Annotated in this window: 18 protein-coding genes; 14 read left to right on the plus strand and 4 right to left on the minus strand. The window is 47.9% G+C overall.

Translation table 11 applies throughout. The annotated features are described in order from the left end of the window. The first annotated feature begins 3 nt into the window (after window positions 1-3). From OF158_RS02140 to hxlB, 10 genes are all read left to right on the plus strand, one after another. Window positions 4-651: a carboxymuconolactone decarboxylase family protein gene (locus OF158_RS02140; protein ID WP_017550905.1), complete on the plus strand. Its 648-nt coding sequence runs from the start codon at window positions 4-6 to the stop codon at window positions 649-651. Between the two features lie 93 nt (window positions 652-744). After that, window positions 745-1,029 (plus strand): hypothetical protein, encoded by a 285-nt coding sequence (locus OF158_RS02145; RefSeq protein ID WP_035182657.1) that lies wholly within the window; start codon window positions 745-747, stop codon window positions 1,027-1,029. Window positions 1,030-1,287: 258 nt separating this feature from the next. Further along, window positions 1,288-1,557, plus strand: coding sequence for an ACT domain-containing protein (locus tag OF158_RS02150; protein ID WP_013858224.1), 270 nt, complete (start codon window positions 1,288-1,290; stop codon window positions 1,555-1,557). Between the two features lie 15 nt (window positions 1,558-1,572). After that, entirely contained in the window at window positions 1,573-2,928 is a 1,356-nt protein-coding gene (locus OF158_RS02155) for a PFL family protein (RefSeq protein WP_017550904.1), read from the plus strand. Between the two features lie 154 nt (window positions 2,929-3,082). Continuing rightward, complete coding sequence (locus OF158_RS02160) at window positions 3,083-4,117, plus strand: LacI family DNA-binding transcriptional regulator (protein WP_017550903.1); 1,035 nt, start codon at window positions 3,083-3,085, stop codon at window positions 4,115-4,117. Between the two features lie 448 nt (window positions 4,118-4,565). Further along, window positions 4,566-5,321 (plus strand): sugar phosphate isomerase/epimerase family protein, encoded by a 756-nt coding sequence (locus tag OF158_RS02165; RefSeq protein WP_035182655.1) that lies wholly within the window; start codon window positions 4,566-4,568, stop codon window positions 5,319-5,321. After that, window positions 5,308-6,267 carry a sugar kinase gene (locus tag OF158_RS02170; RefSeq protein ID WP_014096328.1) on the plus strand — a complete coding sequence of 320 codons (960 nt, stop codon included), beginning with the start codon at window positions 5,308-5,310 and terminating at the stop codon, window positions 6,265-6,267. The genes OF158_RS02165 and OF158_RS02170 overlap by 14 nt, the downstream gene beginning before the upstream one ends. A 25-nt stretch (window positions 6,268-6,292) precedes the next feature. Next, a complete protein-coding gene (locus OF158_RS02175) occupies window positions 6,293-7,597 on the plus strand; it encodes an MFS transporter (RefSeq protein ID WP_014096327.1) in 1,305 nt (434 codons plus the stop codon). Then, complete coding sequence (hxlA, locus tag OF158_RS02180) at window positions 7,594-8,214, plus strand: 3-hexulose-6-phosphate synthase (protein WP_026684602.1); 621 nt, start codon at window positions 7,594-7,596, stop codon at window positions 8,212-8,214. Before OF158_RS02175 ends, hxlA begins: the two co-directional genes overlap by 4 nt. Further along, a complete protein-coding gene (gene hxlB / locus OF158_RS02185) occupies window positions 8,211-8,762 on the plus strand; it encodes a 6-phospho-3-hexuloisomerase (RefSeq protein ID WP_035182653.1) in 552 nt (183 codons plus the stop codon). The genes hxlA and hxlB overlap by 4 nt, the downstream gene beginning before the upstream one ends. A 496-nt stretch (window positions 8,763-9,258) precedes the next feature. Here the strand turns inward: hxlB and OF158_RS02190 are convergent, their stop codons facing one another. Continuing rightward, window positions 9,259-9,459 (minus strand): hypothetical protein, encoded by a 201-nt coding sequence (locus OF158_RS02190; RefSeq protein ID WP_017550899.1) that lies wholly within the window; start codon window positions 9,457-9,459, stop codon window positions 9,259-9,261. 506 nt (window positions 9,460-9,965) lie between these two features. Next, complete coding sequence (locus OF158_RS02195; RefSeq protein ID WP_088775944.1) at window positions 9,966-10,517, minus strand: spore coat protein; 552 nt, start codon at window positions 10,515-10,517, stop codon at window positions 9,966-9,968. Between the two features lie 92 nt (window positions 10,518-10,609). Between OF158_RS02195 and OF158_RS02200 the strand changes: the two genes are divergently transcribed. The 4 genes from OF158_RS02200 to OF158_RS02215 all read left to right on the plus strand — a co-directional run bounded on the left by OF158_RS02200 (window position 10,610) and on the right by OF158_RS02215 (window position 14,736). Then, window positions 10,610-11,542 (plus strand): aldo/keto reductase, encoded by a 933-nt coding sequence (locus tag OF158_RS02200; RefSeq protein WP_035182649.1) that lies wholly within the window; start codon window positions 10,610-10,612, stop codon window positions 11,540-11,542. Between the two features lie 89 nt (window positions 11,543-11,631). Beyond that, entirely contained in the window at window positions 11,632-12,198 is a 567-nt protein-coding gene (locus OF158_RS02205) for a nitroreductase family protein (RefSeq protein ID WP_014096322.1), read from the plus strand. 229 nt (window positions 12,199-12,427) lie between these two features. Continuing rightward, window positions 12,428-13,795: an amino acid permease gene (locus OF158_RS02210; RefSeq protein WP_014096321.1), complete on the plus strand. Its 1,368-nt coding sequence runs from the start codon at window positions 12,428-12,430 to the stop codon at window positions 13,793-13,795. Window positions 13,796-14,367: 572 nt separating this feature from the next. Next, entirely contained in the window at window positions 14,368-14,736 is a 369-nt protein-coding gene (locus tag OF158_RS02215) for a hypothetical protein (protein WP_017550895.1), read from the plus strand. 88 nt (window positions 14,737-14,824) lie between these two features. Here the strand turns inward: OF158_RS02215 and OF158_RS02220 are convergent, their stop codons facing one another. Beyond that, window positions 14,825-16,318: a peptide MFS transporter gene (locus tag OF158_RS02220; protein WP_017550894.1), complete on the minus strand. Its 1,494-nt coding sequence runs from the start codon at window positions 16,316-16,318 to the stop codon at window positions 14,825-14,827. Between the two features lie 348 nt (window positions 16,319-16,666). Continuing rightward, window positions 16,667-18,157, minus strand: coding sequence for an amino acid permease (locus OF158_RS02225; protein ID WP_017550893.1), 1,491 nt, complete (start codon window positions 18,155-18,157; stop codon window positions 16,667-16,669). Window positions 18,158-18,165 lie beyond the last annotated feature (8 nt).

Raw genomic sequence — 18,165 nt, forward strand, 5'->3', positions numbered from 1 at the left:
TTTATGTCGTATTATGAAAAAGATATGCTGCAACATCTATCGAAATTAAAAGACCTTGCGCCGGAACAGGCGGCTGCTTTTGACCGCCTCAATGCCGAAGTGTTTAAAGACGGTGCCGTTTCTGCCCGGGACAAAGAAATCATCGCCGTCGCCGTGGCCCATGCGACAAAATGCCCGTATTGCCTCGACATTCATACGAAAAAAGCAAAAGCAGCGGGTGTCAGTCTCGAAGAACTTACAGAAGCGGCGTTTGTGGCAGCGGCACTGGAAGCAGGCGGCGCGGTGGCCCACAGTGTCCATATGCAGCTTGCCCTGATTGAAGATGCCAGTGATACGATTTACAAAAAATCCAATATGAAAAAACTTGCCAACATGAACCATCTTGCCAAAGACGGTTTCGCGGCCTACAATGCGTTCGGTGCTGCTGCTATGAAAGCCGGCAAACTGCCTGCACTTGTCAAAGAACTGGCTGCTGTTGCGGTCGCCCATATTACCGAGTGCCCGTATTGCATTGATTTTCATTCCAAACAGGCGCAAAAAGCGGGCGCAACGGAAGAACAACTTGCGGAAGCCATCCTTGTTGCGGGCGCGCTTGCAGCAGGCGGCGCCTACACGCATATCGCGAATATGATTGACAGCTACGAAAGCTAAGCCTGGGCAGTGCAAAGAAAAAACAGTTTGAGCGCAGGATCGTTGTTGACATGCTTACGGCAAGCGGCGCCTACACGCATATCGCGAATATGATTGACAGCTACGAAAGCTGAGCCGGGCGGTATAAAGAAAGAACAGCTTGAGCACAGGATCGTTGTTGACATGCTTACGGCAGGCGGCGCCTACACGCATATCGCGAATATGATTGACAGCTACGAAAGCTTTACCCGGGCGGCGCAAAAAAAGAATAGTTTGAGCGCAGGATCGTTGTTGACATGCTTTAAGCAGGCAGTGCCTACACCGCATATCACGAATATGATTGACAGCAGAAAGCTGACCCGGGTGGCGGAAGAACAGCTTTTAACATATGATTTTTAGCAGACGGCGTCTCCACTCAGATTAGAATTATGCAACGAAAAACCGGCTTGCGGGTGCCGGTCTCGTTGCCGGTGTGCTTGTTCTCTATATGATACTGAAAGTTTGCGAAAATCCGTTTCCGGCGAAAAGGGCAGCAGGGGAGTTTCAATCTTGCTGCCCTATTTTTTAATGAAAAATTCCAAAAATATACATAGACAAGACCGGAAAAATTTGTGATAGTAAGGATATGAATTTTTTTACAAAACAGGAGTGGACAAAATGAGAGCAATTTTGACAGTAATCGGCAAAGATCAGGTTGGCATTATTGCCGGTGTCAGCACACAGCTGGCAGAATTAAAGATTAATATTCTCGATGTCAGCCAGACCATCATGAGCGGTTATTTCACGATGATGATGATGCTCGATTTGTCGAATGCTGAAGCGAATTTTGATGAAATCAAACAAGCCCTTGCGAAAAAAGGCGAAGCACTGCAAGTCCAAATCAAAATTCAGCGCGAAGAAATTTTCCAATCGATGCACAGCTTGTAAAAACGGGGGACAATCATGGAGACGAAACAAATACTTGAAACCATCCGGATGATTGAAGAAGAAAAACTCGATATCCGCACCATCACAATGGGCATTTCGCTCCTCGACTGCATTGACGCGGACGGGGAAAAGGCGCGACGGAAGATTTATGATAAAATAACGCGATTGGCAGAAAACCTTGTCCAAACCGGGGAAGAGATTGAATCGGAATACGGTATCCCGATCATTAACAAACGCATCTCGGTCACGCCGATTTCCCTCATCGCCGGGGCAACGGACGAAAAAGATTACATTGCTTTTGCCAAGACCCTTGATGCGGCTGCGAAAAAAGTCGGCGTTCACTTTATTGGCGGCTTTTCGGCGCTGGTGCAAAAAGGCTGCCACAAAGGCGATAAAATATTGATAGATTCGATTCCAAGGGCACTGGCTGAAACCGAACGGGTCTGTGCCTCGGTCAATGTCGGCTCGACTCGCTCCGGTATTAACATGAACGCGGTCCGTGATATGGGTGTCATCATCAAAAAGACGGCCGAGCTGACTGCCGATACGCAAGGGCTCGGCTGTGCAAAACTCGTTGTGTTCGCGAATGCGGTGGAAGACAATCCGTTTATGGCCGGCGCGTTCCACGGGGTTGGTGAAGCGGATGTCGTCATCAATGTCGGCGTCAGCGGTCCGGGTGTGGTGAAACGCGCCCTTGAAAAAGTGAAAGGCGAACCGTTTGATGTCGTTGCGGAAACGGTCAAGAAAACCGCATTTAAAATTACGCGGATGGGCCAGCTTGTCGGCATGGAAGCATCCAAACGGCTCGGTGTTCCGTTCGGGATTGTCGACTTGTCGCTTGCCCCGACACCGGCTGTTGGCGACTCTGTAGCCCATATTTTGGAAGAAATGGGCCTTGCGTCTGTCGGTACGCACGGAACAACGGCGGCGCTCGCTTTGCTGAATGATGCCGTGAAAAAAGGCGGTGTTATGGCATGCGGCCATGTTGGCGGCTTAAGCGGCGCATTCATCCCGGTTTCTGAAGACGCCGGCATGATTGATGCGGTCAACCGCGGGTCCTTGAATCTCGAAAAACTGGAGGCGATGACCGCGATCTGCTCCGTCGGCCTTGACATGATTGCAATTCCGGGCGATGTTCCGGCAGAAACGATTTCAGCAATGATCGCGGACGAAGCTGCAATTGGCGTCATTAACAATAAAACGACAGCGGTCCGCATCATTCCGGCACCGGGCACAAAGGTTGGCGATACGATCGAATTTGGCGGCCTGCTCGGACATGCGCCGGTGATGGGCGTCCATTCCTTTTCATCAGCGGACTTCATTGCCCGCGGCGGCAGAATCCCGGCCCCGATTCACTCATTTAAAAACTGAGCTCTTGAAAAAGAGCTCTTTTTCATATGCGGCGGCACAAAACCGGGAGGAGTCGGAAAAAATTTCCGTTCATTTTTGATTGACAGCTCCTCTCACTTTGTTATAATGAAATCAAATGGTACCGGTTTCATTTTAAAGATGGATGGTAAACAACATGAGGGGAAAAGAAGCGAAAGTCACGATTTACGATGTGGCAAAAAAAGCTGGCGTGTCGAAATCGACCGTTTCGAGATATTTAGGCGGCCGGTTTCATGAATTGTCACCGAAAACCCAGCAAAAAATCAAACAGGTGATCGATGAACTCCAATACCGCCCGAATAATTTGGCGAGAGGGCTGAAAAGCAGCCGCAGCTACTTGATTGGCGCGCTGGTTGCGGATATTACCAACCCGTATACAACGGCGATTTTAAGGGGAGCTGAGGATGTCTGCAAGCAGCATGGCTACAGTTTGCTGATTTGCAACTCTGATAACCAGCCGGCAAAAGAACGCGAGTATATTTCTATGCTGCAGTCCCACAAGATTGACGGGCTGCTGATTCAAACAACAGGAGGAAACAGCGACTTTTTGGAAACCTTGTCGGAAAACGGCAAAACTCCGATTGTCCTGGTTGACCGTAAAATTCCTGAGCTGCCGTTTGATACCGTTGAAATTGATAACCGCGGGGCCGTGATGCAGGCCGTGTCCTATCTGATAAAGAAAAATTATAAAAGAATCGGCTATTTTACAGAGCCGGTTGCACATTTCAGCCCGCGGCACGAACGGTATACAGGATTTCAGGAGGCTTTACGGCTTGTTAATCCCAGTCACCCGAGCCTGGAAGATTTGTTTGAAGTGGATCTCAATGACGAAAGCCAATTGGAGAAAAAGCTCAATACGTTTTTGTCCCGCACCAGCAAAGAACCAAGGGCCATCATTGCCGGAAACAGTGTCATCGCGTTAAAAATCATTATCAAACTGAAAGAACAGGGCTATAAAATTCCTGACGATACCGGTTTTCTGAGCTTTGACAATCCGGAGTGGGCAGCTGCCGTATTTTCAGGCATTACCACCATTGAACAGCCGACTTATCAAATTGGTAAAACAGTAATGGAACTCATTTTAAAACGGCTGGCGGACAACGAATCGCCGGTCCAGACGATCTCTTACCAGACGCGTTTGATTGAAAGGGAATCTGCCCCGGGGAGATAACTTCCCCCCTAAGGAAAAATGAGATCGGTTTCACCGAAAGAGGCGACGATACAGGCTGAAATCCTGCATCAAAGGATCAGCTCGCAGGATTGAAAAGCTGTCAACATGGGATTGGCCAAGACAAAAGTGGCAGCTTTCCCCTTTAATGGTACCGGTCCCATCTAAAAAGAAAAAGAGCTTCCGGAAACATCAAAAACAGGAAAAACGATAGATAGAGTAAACGGGAAAGTCCAAAAAATATCCCAACATCGCACTGCTCATGGAAATTTTGCAAACTATATAAGTTGTACTTAAGTTCCCAAGCACCAATTTGCACGATGACTATTTTTTACAGCAGGCAACAGAGCTGCGATATTTTGTTTATTTTATAAAATACAGGTCCGGCATCGAAAAATGGTACCGGTCCCAAGAAATCCGGTTCCAACACACAAGAAAAGAGGAAACACCAATGGCCCATTTATTTGTCACCATGAATGCATTTCAGGATACTGCCATTTTATCTTACCCGGTGTTATTCGCCGCCATCCGCAAGGCCGGATGTGACGGGGTGGAAATCCGGCGGGAGCTGCTTGAAGACCCGGCTTCTCTTTTACCCGCGGTGAAAGGCATGCTCGATAAGGCGGGGCTGATCCCTTACTATTCCTGCCCGGTTTCTTTATTTGGAGAGGATCACCAAGTTATCGATGTGGCGCCTTATAGGCAGGAGGCTGTGGAGCTCGGGGCAAAACTCATCAAATTTTCATTGGGCAACTACCGGGAGGGTCTATCTGATATGGATACGCTTGCCAAAGCTGCCGCCTGCTTTTCGGATGCCGGCATCCTGGTGACCATCGAGAATGATCAAACCGCCCTCGGGGGAAAAACAGAGCGGCTCGCGCCATTTTTTGCAGCATGCCGCAGCAAGGCTATTCCGATCCGTTTTACCTGTGATATCGGCAACTGGGCTTATACAGGGGAAGATGCTGAAGAGGCCGCTACCGCTTTAAAAAACGAGGTGGTATACATTCACGTGAAAGAAGTGGTGGAAACGGCATCCGGTTATGCAACGATCCCAATTGGCCAAAACGGCAGGCAAAAATGGAAACGGTTGCTGCGTCTGTTGCTGAAAGATGCCGCGATTGCGCTGGAATTTCCGATTATAAGTGATTTGAAAGATTATATCGAACTGCTGAAAGAAGAGGTGTTCGCAAATGAAAGTGTATGATGTGCTGACATTCGGAGAAGCGATGGGCATGTTTATTGCGGAAGAACCCGGACAGCTCGCCTCGGTCCGGCATTTTACCAAAGAACTGGCAGGGGCGGAAACAAATGTGGCAATCGGACTTTCTCGCCTCGGGTACCGGGTACTGTGGCTGAGCAAAGTCGGAACAGACCCGCTTGGCGATTATATCATCCAGGAACTGCAGCGTGAAAAAGTGGATACTTCCTTGATTAAAAGAGACGAAGAAAACTTGACGGGATTTCAATTGAAAGAAAAAGTATCGGAAGGCGATCCGGGTGTTTATTACTACCGTAAAAACTCCGCCGCAAGCCTGATGGGGATCAAAGATTTCCCTGAACTCAGAGAAATGCATGCAAAACATTATCACTTAACGGGGATCCCGCTCGCACTCTCCCCGTCTGTACGGGAACTGAGCGAAGCTTTCATACAAAAAGCCAAAAAAGAAGGCAGTATCGTTTCGTTTGATCCGAATTTGCGCCCTTCCATGTGGAAAGACGAAAAAACGATGGCGGAAACGATTCAAAGATACGCCTGCCAGGCCGACATTGTTTTTCCCGGTATCAAAGAAGGGAAAATTTTGACCGGCTATCAAGCGCCTGAAGATATCGCGAAATATTATCTTGAACACGGTGCCAAAATGGTGTTTGTCAAACTCGGGGCAAAAGGCGCCTATGTGGCAACGGAAAAGAAAGCGCATACCGTTCCAGGCTTCCCGGTTACCAAAGTGGTGGATACGGTTGGTGCTGGAGACGGATTTGCAGCCGGTGTATTAAGCGGCCTGTTCGACGGTTTAACTCCATTTGAAGCAGCGGAAAGAGGGAATGCAATCGGCGCTTTACAAACCATGTCTTCCGGGGATAAAAACGGGCTTCCGACCCGGGAAGAACTGTTGGCATTTATGAACGGGCATTCGGTGAAAAACGGTTAAACCCACAACAAAGGAGTGTTTTGGAATGGAAAAGTCGTTGAGAAATGTCGCAAGCAAGAAGAGATTTTTGCATCTGGTTCCAATCGCTTTCATTACCTACAGCCTTGCCTATTTCGACCGGGCGAATTACAGCTTTGGCGCAGCGGGCGGAATGGCGCACGATTTAAATATAACTACAGGTGTTGCCTCCTTTTTATCGGCATTATTTTTTCTCGGTTATTTCTTCTTTCAAATTCCGGGCGCGGCGTATGCAGAAAAAAGAAGTGCCAAGAAGCTCGTATTTGTCAGCCTGATTCTCTGGGGCCTGCTTGCTTCTGCAACCGGTCTGGTCCATAATGTCGCATGGCTGTATCCGATCCGGTTCTTCCTCGGTGTCGTGGAATCTGCCGTGATGCCGGCAATGCTCGTCTTTTTGAGCAACTGGTTTTTAAAAGAAGAGCGTTCCCGTGCCAACACCTTCTTAATTTTGGGCAATCCTGTCACCGTTTTATGGATGTCCATTGTTTCCGGTTATTTGTTAAAGGTGCTTGACTGGAGGGGAATGTTTATTGTGGAAGGAATTCCGGCCATCGTTTGGGCATTTTTCTGGTGGAAGCTGGTTGAAAATAAGCCGGAAGAAGCAAAGTGGCTGACGGATGAGGAAAAGGAAAACATCGCATCTGAAATGAAAGAAGAACAAAAAGGAATGATCAAAGTAGCGGGGTATAAAGAAATGTTCCGCAATAAAACGGTGCTCATTCTCGCGGTTCAGTATTTTGCATGGAGCATCGGCGTCTACGGATTTGTCATGTGGCTGCCGTCCATGATAAAAGCGGCCTCCCATATGGATATTGTGGCAACGGGCTGGCTGTCTGCCGCTCCATACTTACTGGCGACAATCGGGATGATCGCTGTTTCCTATTTTTCCGATAAAACGCTAAATCGCAAAACATTTGTCTGGGTATCGCTATTGATCGGCACCATTGCCTTCTACGGTTCTTATTTGATCGGTTCATCCAATTTCTGGTTCTCTTACGCGCTGCTTGTCATTGCAGGAGGCGCCATGTATGCACCATACGGGCCGTTTTTCGCAATCATGCCGGAAATTTTGCCGAAAAATGTATCAGGAAGTGCCAATGCGTTTATCAACAGCATGGGTGCTTTAGGCTCTTTTGTTGGCGCATACATTGTCGGATTTTTAAACGGGGCAACGGGCAGCACGCAGGCATCTTTTATCTTTATGGCGATCTCGCTCCTTGTCTCGGTTCTGTTAACCTTGATGGTCCGGGCAAAAAAACAGGCGTCTCCCCTGGCGCCGGAAAATCTTGAAGCAAAGGCGGTTTTAAAATGAAGATTCAACTGGCATTAGACCGATTCACGATTCAGGAAGCAATCGAAATTGCAGCAAAAGCGGAAAAAGCGATAGAATGGATTGAAGTCGGCACATCGTTAATTAAAGAATTCGGCGTCAAAAGCATTTATGACATAAAAAACCGGTTTCCGGACAAAACGGTGGTAGCCGATATCAAGACGTTCGACAATGCGAAGTACGAATTTGAACTTTGTTTTCGGGCGGGAGCCGACATTGCGACTGTGATGGGGGCAGCCCCTCCTGTCACACTCCGTACGTGTTTGGATATGGCCGGGCAGTTTGATAGACAAGTGATGGTTGACCTTTTGAATACAGCGGCGCATCAACAGAAGGAGATTGCCCGTTTGGAAAACATCATCGTCTGCCAGCATATCAGCAAGGACCAGCAGGAAGAAGGCGGAGGCGGAACGTGGGGGCACCGCGCAGCATCACGCAACCAGCAGCTTGCAGTGGCCGGGGGCATTTCACTGGAAAATTTGGCTGCCGTCCGCGCCCTTCAGCCGGATGTGCTCATTATTGGTTCAGCAATCAGCAAGGCAAGTGATCCTTTGCTTGCGGCACAAAAGATAAAAGAAGCTTGGGAGGCATTGAAATGAATCGGGAAATAGAAGTCATTTTAAATGAAATTCAAACGGTGTTTTCAAAAATAGACGGGGAACAAGTGGAAAAGCTGGCGGATATGCTTGCTTCTCCGAAAAGCATTTTTGTATTGGGTGAGGGGCGTTCGGGGCTGATGGCCAAGTCTTTTGCGATGCGGCTCATGCATCTTGGTTTCCATGTGTTTGTTGTCGGCGAGACGATCACTCCTTCGATTCAGCCGGGAGATTTATTGATTGCCGTCTCTGGTTCCGGCACGACTTCCAATGTGGTGCAAGCGGCGGAAAAAGCGAAAAAGAATGGTGTATCCGTTGTGGGGGTAACTTCTGATCCGTCTTCGAGACTTGCGCAAACTTCGGATAGCGTAGTCCATATTCCGTCTGCCACGAAATACCGGAGGCCGGGAGAAATTGAAAGCAGACAGCCGCTCAGCTCATTATTCGACCAGTCTGTTCATCTGTTTTTTGACGCGGTTTGCCTGAAAATTGCCGAACAGCAGAAATCGGGGAATGAAGCAGCGTTGAGCCGGCACAGCAATCTGGAATAAGGATTGGCAAAAATCAATGGGCCGCGATTGACTATTCGGTTTCTGAATAAGACAAAATGGTAATGGAACACAGAAAAAAACAGCGGGTATGGCTTGTCTCACCGTTGGATATAGTGGGGCCGGATCCGGTTCATTCCGGTTGCGGACTGCTCGCTGTACCTTTTAAAGGATATACCGCGGATGAACAATCGATCCGCGGTTTTCCATTCTTTTATCCGGAACATTACACCGGCTGATTTTCATCCTTCTGCGGGCGCTATTTATTTTGCCGCCGGGCGATTACCCTGAAAATACGGGTCGTTCCACCGCTGGTACGCATTTATTGCAGCATGGGCGCCTATCTCGGTGGGTGACTTGCTGGCACTGCATTCAATGGGTATGGCTTTCTCCCTGAAAATAGGCACTGGCTGATTTCTGTTCCTGCGCTGGTGCTGCATTCATTGCGGCATGGAGCCTATCTCGCTGGATGACTTTCATTCTACGGCTGGAGTCATATTCAAGCATGGCTGTCTATCCTGAAAATTTGCGACGGGATTTTCATTCTTCCGCTGGTGCTAAATTTTTTGCGGCACTGGCGTCTGCCCTGAAAATAGGCACCGGCTGATTTCTGTTCCTGCGCTGGTGCTGCATTCATTGCGGCATGGAGCCTATCTCGCTGGATGACTTTCATTTTGCGGCTGGAGTCATATTCAAGCATGGCTGTCTATCCTGAAAATTTGCGACGGGATTTTCATTCTTCCGCTGGTGCTAAATTTTTTGCGGCACTGGCGTCTGCCCTGAAAATAGGCACCGGCTGATTTCCGTCTTCCGCTGGTGCTGCATTCATTGCGGCATGGAGCCTATCTCGCTGATGACTTTCATTCTGCGGCTGGAGTCATATTCAAGCATGGCTGTCTATCCTGAAAATTTGCGACGGGATTTTCATTCTTCCGCTGGTGCCAAATTCTTTGCGGCATTGGCGTCTGCCCTGAAAATAGGCACCGGCTGGTTTCCGTCTTCCGCTGGTGCTGCATTCATTGCGGCATGGAGCCTATCTCGCTGATGACTTTCATTCTGCGGCTGGAGTCATATTCAAGCATGGCTGTCTACCTAGAAAATAGGCACCGGCTGATTTCCGTCTTCCACTGGTGCTGCATTTATTGCAGCATGTGTGCCGGGTCACTCGCTAGTGCCGCATTTAATGCAGCACGGGCGCCGGATTCTTCACTCTTCTTCCCGCATTTGCAGCGCCCGGTTGGCGTTCCGGACATCGTTGTTCAGCAATTGACTTAAGTTGTAGGCCTGGTACATACCGTGTTCATGCATATAGTTGAATACGCGCGCATGCCAGTCGATCGCGCTGTTCAAATGGCGGACAAGCACGGTGCGCAATGCCGGCGTGGCTGTTTCTGTAATGGCAGTCGCATAATTTCGTACAGCCGTTTTGGAAGCGGTCAGCAGTTCACCGGCCTGAAAACCGGGATTGGTTTGCCGCTCCTCGTTTTCTTCTATTTCCTCTTCCCGCGGCGCCTGCGGATAAAACTGCAGAAGGTCGCGAATATTTTTTTCAAGTGCCCGGATCGAAAACGTATACAGTTCCCGGAGCCCTGCATCGGACACATTTCTTACGACTGATTTAAACCGGATCAAACAAATCGTCTGGGATGCAACCAGCTCATGAATTTCCAATGTTTCATGCCAAGCTAACGTTCTTGCCACAATAACCCCTCCTTTTTCTCTCACACATTCCCATTTGTATGCAAACAGCTCGCACATGTGCCTGTTTGACCGGAAACCGAAATATTTTTACATTTCTTTTTGATTTGCTATGATAAGGATTGAAATCTGAAGAGAAAGGCGGAGGTAAGATGGAAAAACAAAGAAGACTCGGCAAATCGGATTTGTATGTCAACCCGGTCGGTCTCGGCACAAATGCGGTCGGCGGACATAATATTCACCCGAATCTCAATGATGAAACCGGGAAAGAAGTTGTGCGCACGGCAATTGACCACGGCATCAATTTTCTTGACACTGCGTTTATTTACGGGCCAAAACGTTCGGAAGAGTTGATCGGCGAGGTGCTAAAAGAACACGGCGGCCGTGACAAGGTCGTGCTTGCCACAAAAGGTGCACATAAATTTGTCGATGGAAAAGTGGTGTTCGACAACTCCCCTGCATTTTTAAAAGAAGCGGTCGAAAGCAGCCTGAAACGCCTGCAAACCGATTATATTGATTTGTTTTATATCCATTTCCCGGATGACCATACTCCGAAAGACGAAGCAGTCGGCGCCTTAAAAGAACTGAAAGATGAAGGGAAAATCCGTGCAATCGGTGTTTCCAATTTTTCCATTGAACAATTGAAAGAGGCAAACAAAGACGGATATGTCGATGTGCTGCAGTCGGAGTACAATTTATTCAAACGCGAGGCTGAAAAAGACTTACTTCCGTACACAGCGGAAAACGGTATTTCGTTTATCCCGTATTTTCCGCTCGCATCCGGGCTGCTCGCCGGCAAATATACAAAAGATACCAAATTTGAAGGCGGCCGTGCGAAAAATCCGCTTTACCAAGGGGAAACCTATCTCCGTAATTTGGAAAAGGTTGAAAAGCTCCGCCCGATTGCGAAAGAAAAAGGCGTGGATGTCGCACATGTTGTCCTTGCTTGGTATCTCTCCCAGCCTTCCATTGATGCTGTCATTCCGGGTGCCAAACGGCCGGAGCAGGTGATTGACAATCTGAAAACATTGGAAGTCAGCTTGACGGAAGCGGATGTGCAAAAGATCAGCGCCATTTTTCAATAATGTATTTCCACGGTGGAAAAATGTTTTTTGTTGATTGACGCATTTTCCTGTCTTATACTTAAATTAGTATGGCTAAAGGAGTTGGGAAAATGGGTGTCATGGATCTGATCAAATCGCGCCGTTCCATCGGCGTGACAGACAATAAAGAGGTGCCCGATGATGTGATTGGAACATTGCTCGAAGCTGCCACATGGGCGCCAAACCATAAGAAAACAGAACCGTGGAAATTCCGCGTGTTTAAAGGAGAAGGGCGTGTCAAACTCGGGGAGGAAATGGCTCGGATTGCAGCCCAGAAAGCGGAAGGCCTGAGTGAAGAAGAAGCGGCGAAAAAGATTGAAAAAGCGCGCAAAGGGCCACTGCGGGCGCCGGTGGTTATTGCGGTTGCCGTCAGCCCTTCCGGCATTGTTCCGGAAATTGAGGAAATCGTTGCGACCGGTTGTGCGATTCAAAACCTGCTGCTTACGGCAACCGAGCTCGGTTTGGCTACAATCGTGAGGACCGGTGACATCGCGCATGAACCCGAATTGAAAAACTATCTTAATCTCGAACCGGCAGATAAAATTGCCGGGCTCATCTATGTCGGCTATCCGAAAAGAGAATTGGACATCAAAGCGCAACGGACACCAGCAGAAGAAAAAACGCAATGGTTTGCTTAAACCCAGGCTTGCCGGCTCTTTTCATGGGCCGGTTCGCTTCTGCATGTTAAATTTTCTCAAAAATGGGAAGTTTTAGCCCGGCATTTTTGTAAGCGTAAACAAAAATGCCGCCTCACAATACCCGGACACGACCGGGGAGAGGCGTGCACATACGGTTTGCTTTTTACCCGCAACAAATAAGAAGATTGTGATATAATCAAATTTATACATAGATAAGGAGTTGATCGGTATGGATCAAAGCCCGAATGGACAAGAGCTGAGTCGCGGGCTGAAAAACCGCCATATTCAATTGATTGCGATCGGGGGCGCAATTGGAACGGGGCTTTTCCTTGGTTCCGGCAAATCGATTCACTTTGCCGGCCCGTCTATTATGCTCGTATACTTCGTAATCGGCTTGGCCCTTTTCTTTATGATGCGGGCACTCGGCGAACTGCTGATGTACAAGCCGATTACCGGATCGTTTACCCATTTTGCTGAAACATTTATCGGACCGTGGGCAGGCTTTATTACCGGCTGGACCTATTGGTTTTGCTGGATTGTAACCGGTATTGCCGAAATTACCGCAGTCGGTATGTATGTTCAATTTTGGGTACCCGATCTGCCACAGTGGATTCCTGCTTTGATTTGCGTCGCTGTTTTGTTTCTCATCAATATTGCGACAGTCAAAGCATTCGGGGAAATGGAATTTTGGTTTGCTATTATTAAAGTTGTCACCATTATTGCCCTGATTGTTATCGGCATTCTCCTCGTGTTCGCTGGTTTTCAAAGCAATGGGGGGCACGCCTCTTTTACAAACCTGTGGCAGCACGGCGGCTTTTTCCCGAATGGCTCAAAAGGGTTTCTGCTGGCGTTTGAAATGGCCGTCTTTTCATTTGTCGGGATTGAACTGGTCGGCGTAACAGCCGGGGAAGCAGAGGATCCATCAAAGACGCTGCCAAAAGCGATCAACCAGATTCCGCTGCGAATTTTACTGTTTTATGTTGGTGCTTTGTTTGTCATCATGTCGATTTACCCGTGGAACCGGCTGAATCCGGATGCGAGCCCGTTTGTCCGAGTATTTGCCGATATCGGTCTGCCGGCTGCAGCAGGTATCATCAATTTTGTGGTGCTCACTTCGGCGGCTTCCTCGTGCAACAGCGGCATTTTCAGTACAAGCCGCATGCTGTACTCTCTTGCAGAAGATGGAAAAGCGCCGAAAATATTTAAAAAGTTAAACAAGCGGAATGTCCCGGCACCTGCTTTGCTTGGTTCAACGATCATGCTGTTAATCGGCGTTATGCTGAATTATTTTATGAAGAGCACACAAGTCTTTACGCTTGTCACAAGCATTTCATCCATCTGTTTTGTCTGGGTGTGGGGCGTCATTATGGTTGCCCACTTGCGTTTCCGGAAGAATATGCCGGAAGAAGCGGCCAAAATCTCTTTTAAATTGCCGTTTGCCCCGGTCATCAACTGGATTGTACTCTTGTTCTTTGTTTTTGTCCTCGTGGTTCTCGGGATAGCAAAAGATACGCGTGTTGCCTTATTTGTGACACCGGTATGGTTCATCCTGCTTGTCATCGCTTACGGCCTGACACGAAAGAAGAAAAGCATTTAACAAAAACCCGTTTGGAAAGAGGATTTCCAAACGGGTTTTTCTCTTTTATATAGGGTCAACAACCTGTGTCTTAAAATATAGAAGACTTCATCTTTGAAAATACGATTCTGTCTTCTCTATACCTTGAATCAGCTTTCAAGTGCAAGCTTTTCTCTGGACTTTCTAAAAAAACCATTTAAATTTTTGCCAAAACTGTCAGCATCCTTGCCAAATCTAGGAATTTTGCGTGTTCAGCAAGCAAGGAGGCGTGGAAAAATGAAGGCCTTTCTTCACCTAGAGGGCGTCTACGTTAAGGAAGCGTGAAAAAACGAGGCTCTTCCTTAACCTAGAGGGCGTCTACGTTAAGGAAGCGCGGAAAAACGAAGGCCTTCCTTAACCTAGAGCGCGCCTATGTTAAGGAAGCGTGAAAAAACGAGGCTCTTCCTTAACCTAGAGGGCGTTTATGTTAAGAAAGCGTGCAAAAATGAAGGCTTTTCTTTACATAGGGCCCGTCTACGTTAAGGGAAGATGACTATGATGCAGCCGAGGAACTTGTATCCCAGCAAGATGATCTTAAAACGCAACTCGATACTTTGAACAAACAGGTCGATGTTGCACAAGCTGACTTGAAAAATGCAAAATCAGAATTAAAATCCACTCAAAGCAAAGTGGATGCCAAGAAAAAGGACCTTGCTTCATTGACAGGACAGGTGCAGAAAGCGAAAAGTGCACCAAAGACGCTGGCAGCCGGCAGATATGAAGTTGGCAAAGACATCCCGGAAGGAAGGTATAAAGCCACGCCGGTTGGTGAAGGATCGAACTTCGTCACTTTTGACGGAGAAGGTGTACCAGATGTGAATACGATTCTTGGCGTAGATGGCGAAGCTTCCTATACATTTATGGTCTATGACGGCTACACGATCCAGACAGAAGCAACGGTTAAGCTTACCCCAATCGATTAGCATCCACTCCAATTGTTACACGGCACATACCAGCAAATCCATTAAAAAAACCGGGGACCAATGCCCCGGTTTTTCATCACTTCATCTATTATTTTATCCCTCTCATCAGCCGTTTGATGACCGGTGCGTAGAGGAGCAGGAATATGCCCAAAATGACCGAAACAAGGCCGACGCCGCCGAAGTAGATCACTTCATGGTTGGCGCTGTACAGTTTGACAAGCTGGGCGTTCAACGTTTGGGCCGCAGCATCAGACAAGTTCCAGAGGCTGAGCATTTGCGCCGAGAATGCGGCTGGCGCCAGCTTTGTCGATACACTCAAACCAACCGGTGACAAGCAAAGTTCCCCGATCACGACAAGGAAGTAGCTCAATACAAGCCAGAGCGGGCTCACGAGCGACGAAGAGCCGTTAAAGTAAGCCGGGGCCATCATGACCATATAGGACAAACCAGCAAGGATAAGCCCAAACGAAAATTTAACCGGTGTAGACGGCTGCCTGTCTCCCAGCTTCACCCAAAGCGAAGCCAAAACCGGCGCAAAGACGACGATAAACAGCGGATTCAATGTCTGAAACCAGGACGGTAAAATATGAATGCCGGCAAAATTCAGCTGTGTCCGCTTGTCCGCATAGACGGCGAGCAAACTCGCGCCTTGTTCTTCAATCGCCCAGAAGACGATGGAAGCAATAAATAAAGGAATATAAGCCAAAATGCGTGAGCGTTCGTCTTTCGATGTTTTTTTGCTAAAGTACATCATAAAGAAGTACCAGGCAGGAATCAAAAATCCTAAAATGCTGACGATGGTAATAAAGCTGTTCAGATTTAAAATCCGTGTCGGAATGGTAATCGCCAGCAAAATAATCAGGACGACAGCTCCTACGCCGATTTTGGTGAAAGTCGATCTTCTTTCTTCCGGCTTCAACGGGTTGTGCACAACAGAGCCGGCAAGCCCAAGATTTTTCTTCCTGGACATGGTGAATGCGATCAAACCGAAAAACATTCCGATCGCTGCAATACTGAAGCCGAGATGGTAATTGTACCCCTGACCGATTGTTCCGACAATGAGCGGCGCAATGAAGGCCCCGAGGTTAACCGCCATGTAGTAAATGCTGAAACCGGAATCGCGGCGCAAGTCTTTTTCATCATACAATTCCCCGACGGTTGAAGCGGCATTTGGTTTTAACAAGCCTGTCCCAAGCACAATCAGTACCATGGAAACGATCAGCGCCGGGAACCCTCCCGGAAAGGACAACGCAATATGCCCGAGCATAATCAGCACTCCGCCGTAAAAAACGGTTTTGGCGGAACCGAGCAGACGGTCTGAAATCCAGCCGCCGATAATCCCCGACATATAAACAAGCGCGCCGTAAATCGAAGCAATCGATGCGGCTGTTGTCGGGTCCAATCCCAACCCGCCGTTTGACAGGCGGTCATACATGTAGTAAATCAGAATCCCTTTCATCCCGTAGTAAGAGAATCTCTCCCAAAACTCTAGGAAAAATAAAGTCGACAACCCTTTTGGATGACCAAAAAATCCGGTCTGTGGAACAGTTTCCAGAACTTTTTTCTTGTCGATTGTTGACATGCCATTGCCTCCTTGTAAAAATCACATATTGGCATAATTTGTGAAATTAACTGAAAAATAAGTGCTGGTTTTTTCGGGGAATGAATGCGATAGATTAAATATTAACGTAAAATGAGAAAAAAATAAAGATTAATTTTTTGGCAAATTTGTGTGCGTCATTGTTAAAAAAGGCTGGAATCCGCATGAAATAAAGGATTCTGAGCTAGGAAAATATTTAAAATGAATTTTTTCCTAGATAAAGGAAACGTTTTCATAAATTAAAATAAAGGTAAATTTCATATAATTTATGTTAAAAGTAAGTTTCTGATGAAAGGAAAAAACCTGCGGCAGCCACCACAGGTTTTTCCGTTAGGATTCCCGGTTAAAATCGCATTCCTGTAAAGAAACGACTTTTGTCTTTTTCACAAATTTATAAATGAGCCATACGGCAATAAAGATGGGCAGGCCAATATACGAGACAAACACGCTTTCCCACTTAATATGGTCTCCCAGAAATGCCTGGTAGTTTTGCCCGAGAATGACGACCGTACAAACGGCAAACGCAAATAGCGGTCCGAATGGGAACCATCTCGAACGGTAAGGCAGGTCGCTCAACGCTTTGCCTTGCGCCACATATGCACGGCGGAACCGGTAATGGCTGATGGCAATCCCGAGCCAGGCGATAAAGCCGGATAAGCCGGATGCGTTCAGGAGCCAGTTGTATACTGCCCCGTCACCGAAGAAAGATGCAAGGAAGGCCACCGTTCCGACAAGCGCAGTGACAATCAGTGCATTCACTGGTACCCCGCGTTTATTCAGTTTTCCGAGGAATTTCGGTGCTTTGCCGTCACGCGCCAGTTCCCAGAGCATTCGCGTTGACGCGTACATACCCGAGTTGCCGGCAGAAAGAACAGCCGTTAAAATAATCGCATTCATGACAGAAGCCGCAAAGGCAATGCCGGCACGCTGAAATACAATTGTGAACGGACTCATCGTAATGTCGTCGGCGGTTAGTCTCGAATCCGTGAACGGAATCAGCAGGCCGATGACAAAAATCGCCAGAATATAGAAAAGCAAAATTCTCCAAAAAACAGATTTCACAGCATGCGGAATAGTCTTTTCCGGATCTTCACTTTCACCGGCCGCAACCCCGAGCAGTTCTGTTCCCTGGAACGAAAACCCTGCTGCCATAAAAATCCCGAGCACGGCCAGGAATCCGCCGTGGACCGGGCCGTCTGCAATCGTAAGGTTATGGAAGCCGATTGCTTTTCCACCCATAATCCCGAAAATCATCAGTGCGCCGACAATGATAAAGGCAATGACGGTCACGACTTTTATGATTGCAAACCAGTATTCTGCTTCCCCGAACCCTTTTACAGATAAATAATTTAATAAGAACATGATGAGAAGGCAGGCCGCACTCCACACGATCGAAGGCGTATGCGGGAACCAGAATTTCATGATAATGGTTGCTGCCGATAATTCGGCCGCAATCGTGATCGCCCAGTTATACCAATAGTTCCAGCCAAGCGCAAATCCAAGTGCCGGGTCAACAAATTTCGTCGCGTACGTGCTGAAGGTGCCTGCAACCGGCATGTAGGCGGCCATTTCCGCAAGACTTGTCATTAAAAAGTACACCATGACGCCAATTAATGCATAAGCGAGAAGCGCCCCGCCCGGCCCCGCGCTGTGGATTGCCCCGCCGCTTGCCAGAAAAAGCCCGGTTCCGATTGATCCGCCGAGGGAAATCATGGTCAGGTGGCGGGATTTTAATTTTCGCTTTAGTTTTGTCACTTCACCCTTTTTCGTAACGGGAACCGCTCCAGCTGTAGTGCTTTGCCCATGATAGAAGTCATCCATCCTTGATA

The sequence above is a fragment of the Weizmannia sp. WK01 genome, assembly GCF_025905465.1.
Classification (GTDB): Bacteria; Bacillota; Bacilli; order Bacillales; family Bacillaceae_C; genus Weizmannia; species Weizmannia faecalis.

What these genes read in the sequence shown, in the direction of transcription:
- OF158_RS02140 (WP_017550905.1), top strand. Translation starts at nt 4, where the DNA reads ATGTCGTATTATGAAAAAGATATGCTGCAACATCTATCGAAATTAAAA.
- OF158_RS02150 (WP_013858224.1), top strand. Translation starts at nt 1,288, where the DNA reads ATGAGAGCAATTTTGACAGTAATCGGCAAAGATCAGGTTGGCATTATT.
- OF158_RS02155 (WP_017550904.1), top strand. Translation starts at nt 1,573, where the DNA reads ATGGAGACGAAACAAATACTTGAAACCATCCGGATGATTGAAGAAGAA.
- OF158_RS02160 (WP_017550903.1), top strand. Translation starts at nt 3,083, where the DNA reads ATGAGGGGAAAAGAAGCGAAAGTCACGATTTACGATGTGGCAAAAAAA.
- OF158_RS02165 (WP_035182655.1), top strand. Translation starts at nt 4,566, where the DNA reads ATGGCCCATTTATTTGTCACCATGAATGCATTTCAGGATACTGCCATT.
- OF158_RS02170 (WP_014096328.1), top strand. Translation starts at nt 5,308, where the DNA reads ATGAAAGTGTATGATGTGCTGACATTCGGAGAAGCGATGGGCATGTTT.
- OF158_RS02175 (WP_014096327.1), top strand. Translation starts at nt 6,293, where the DNA reads ATGGAAAAGTCGTTGAGAAATGTCGCAAGCAAGAAGAGATTTTTGCAT.
- hxlA (WP_026684602.1), top strand. Translation starts at nt 7,594, where the DNA reads ATGAAGATTCAACTGGCATTAGACCGATTCACGATTCAGGAAGCAATC.
- hxlB (WP_035182653.1), top strand. Translation starts at nt 8,211, where the DNA reads ATGAATCGGGAAATAGAAGTCATTTTAAATGAAATTCAAACGGTGTTT.
- OF158_RS02190 (WP_017550899.1), bottom strand. Translation starts at nt 9,459, where the DNA reads ATGCTTGAATATGACTCCAGCCGCAAAATGAAAGTCATCCAGCGAGAT.
- OF158_RS02195 (WP_088775944.1), bottom strand. Translation starts at nt 10,517, where the DNA reads ATGTGCGAGCTGTTTGCATACAAATGGGAATGTGTGAGAGAAAAAGGA.
- OF158_RS02200 (WP_035182649.1), top strand. Translation starts at nt 10,610, where the DNA reads ATGGAAAAACAAAGAAGACTCGGCAAATCGGATTTGTATGTCAACCCG.
- OF158_RS02205 (WP_014096322.1), top strand. Translation starts at nt 11,632, where the DNA reads ATGGGTGTCATGGATCTGATCAAATCGCGCCGTTCCATCGGCGTGACA.
- OF158_RS02210 (WP_014096321.1), top strand. Translation starts at nt 12,428, where the DNA reads ATGGATCAAAGCCCGAATGGACAAGAGCTGAGTCGCGGGCTGAAAAAC.
- OF158_RS02220 (WP_017550894.1), bottom strand. Translation starts at nt 16,318, where the DNA reads ATGTCAACAATCGACAAGAAAAAAGTTCTGGAAACTGTTCCACAGACC.
- OF158_RS02225 (WP_017550893.1), bottom strand. Translation starts at nt 18,157, where the DNA reads ATGGATGACTTCTATCATGGGCAAAGCACTACAGCTGGAGCGGTTCCC.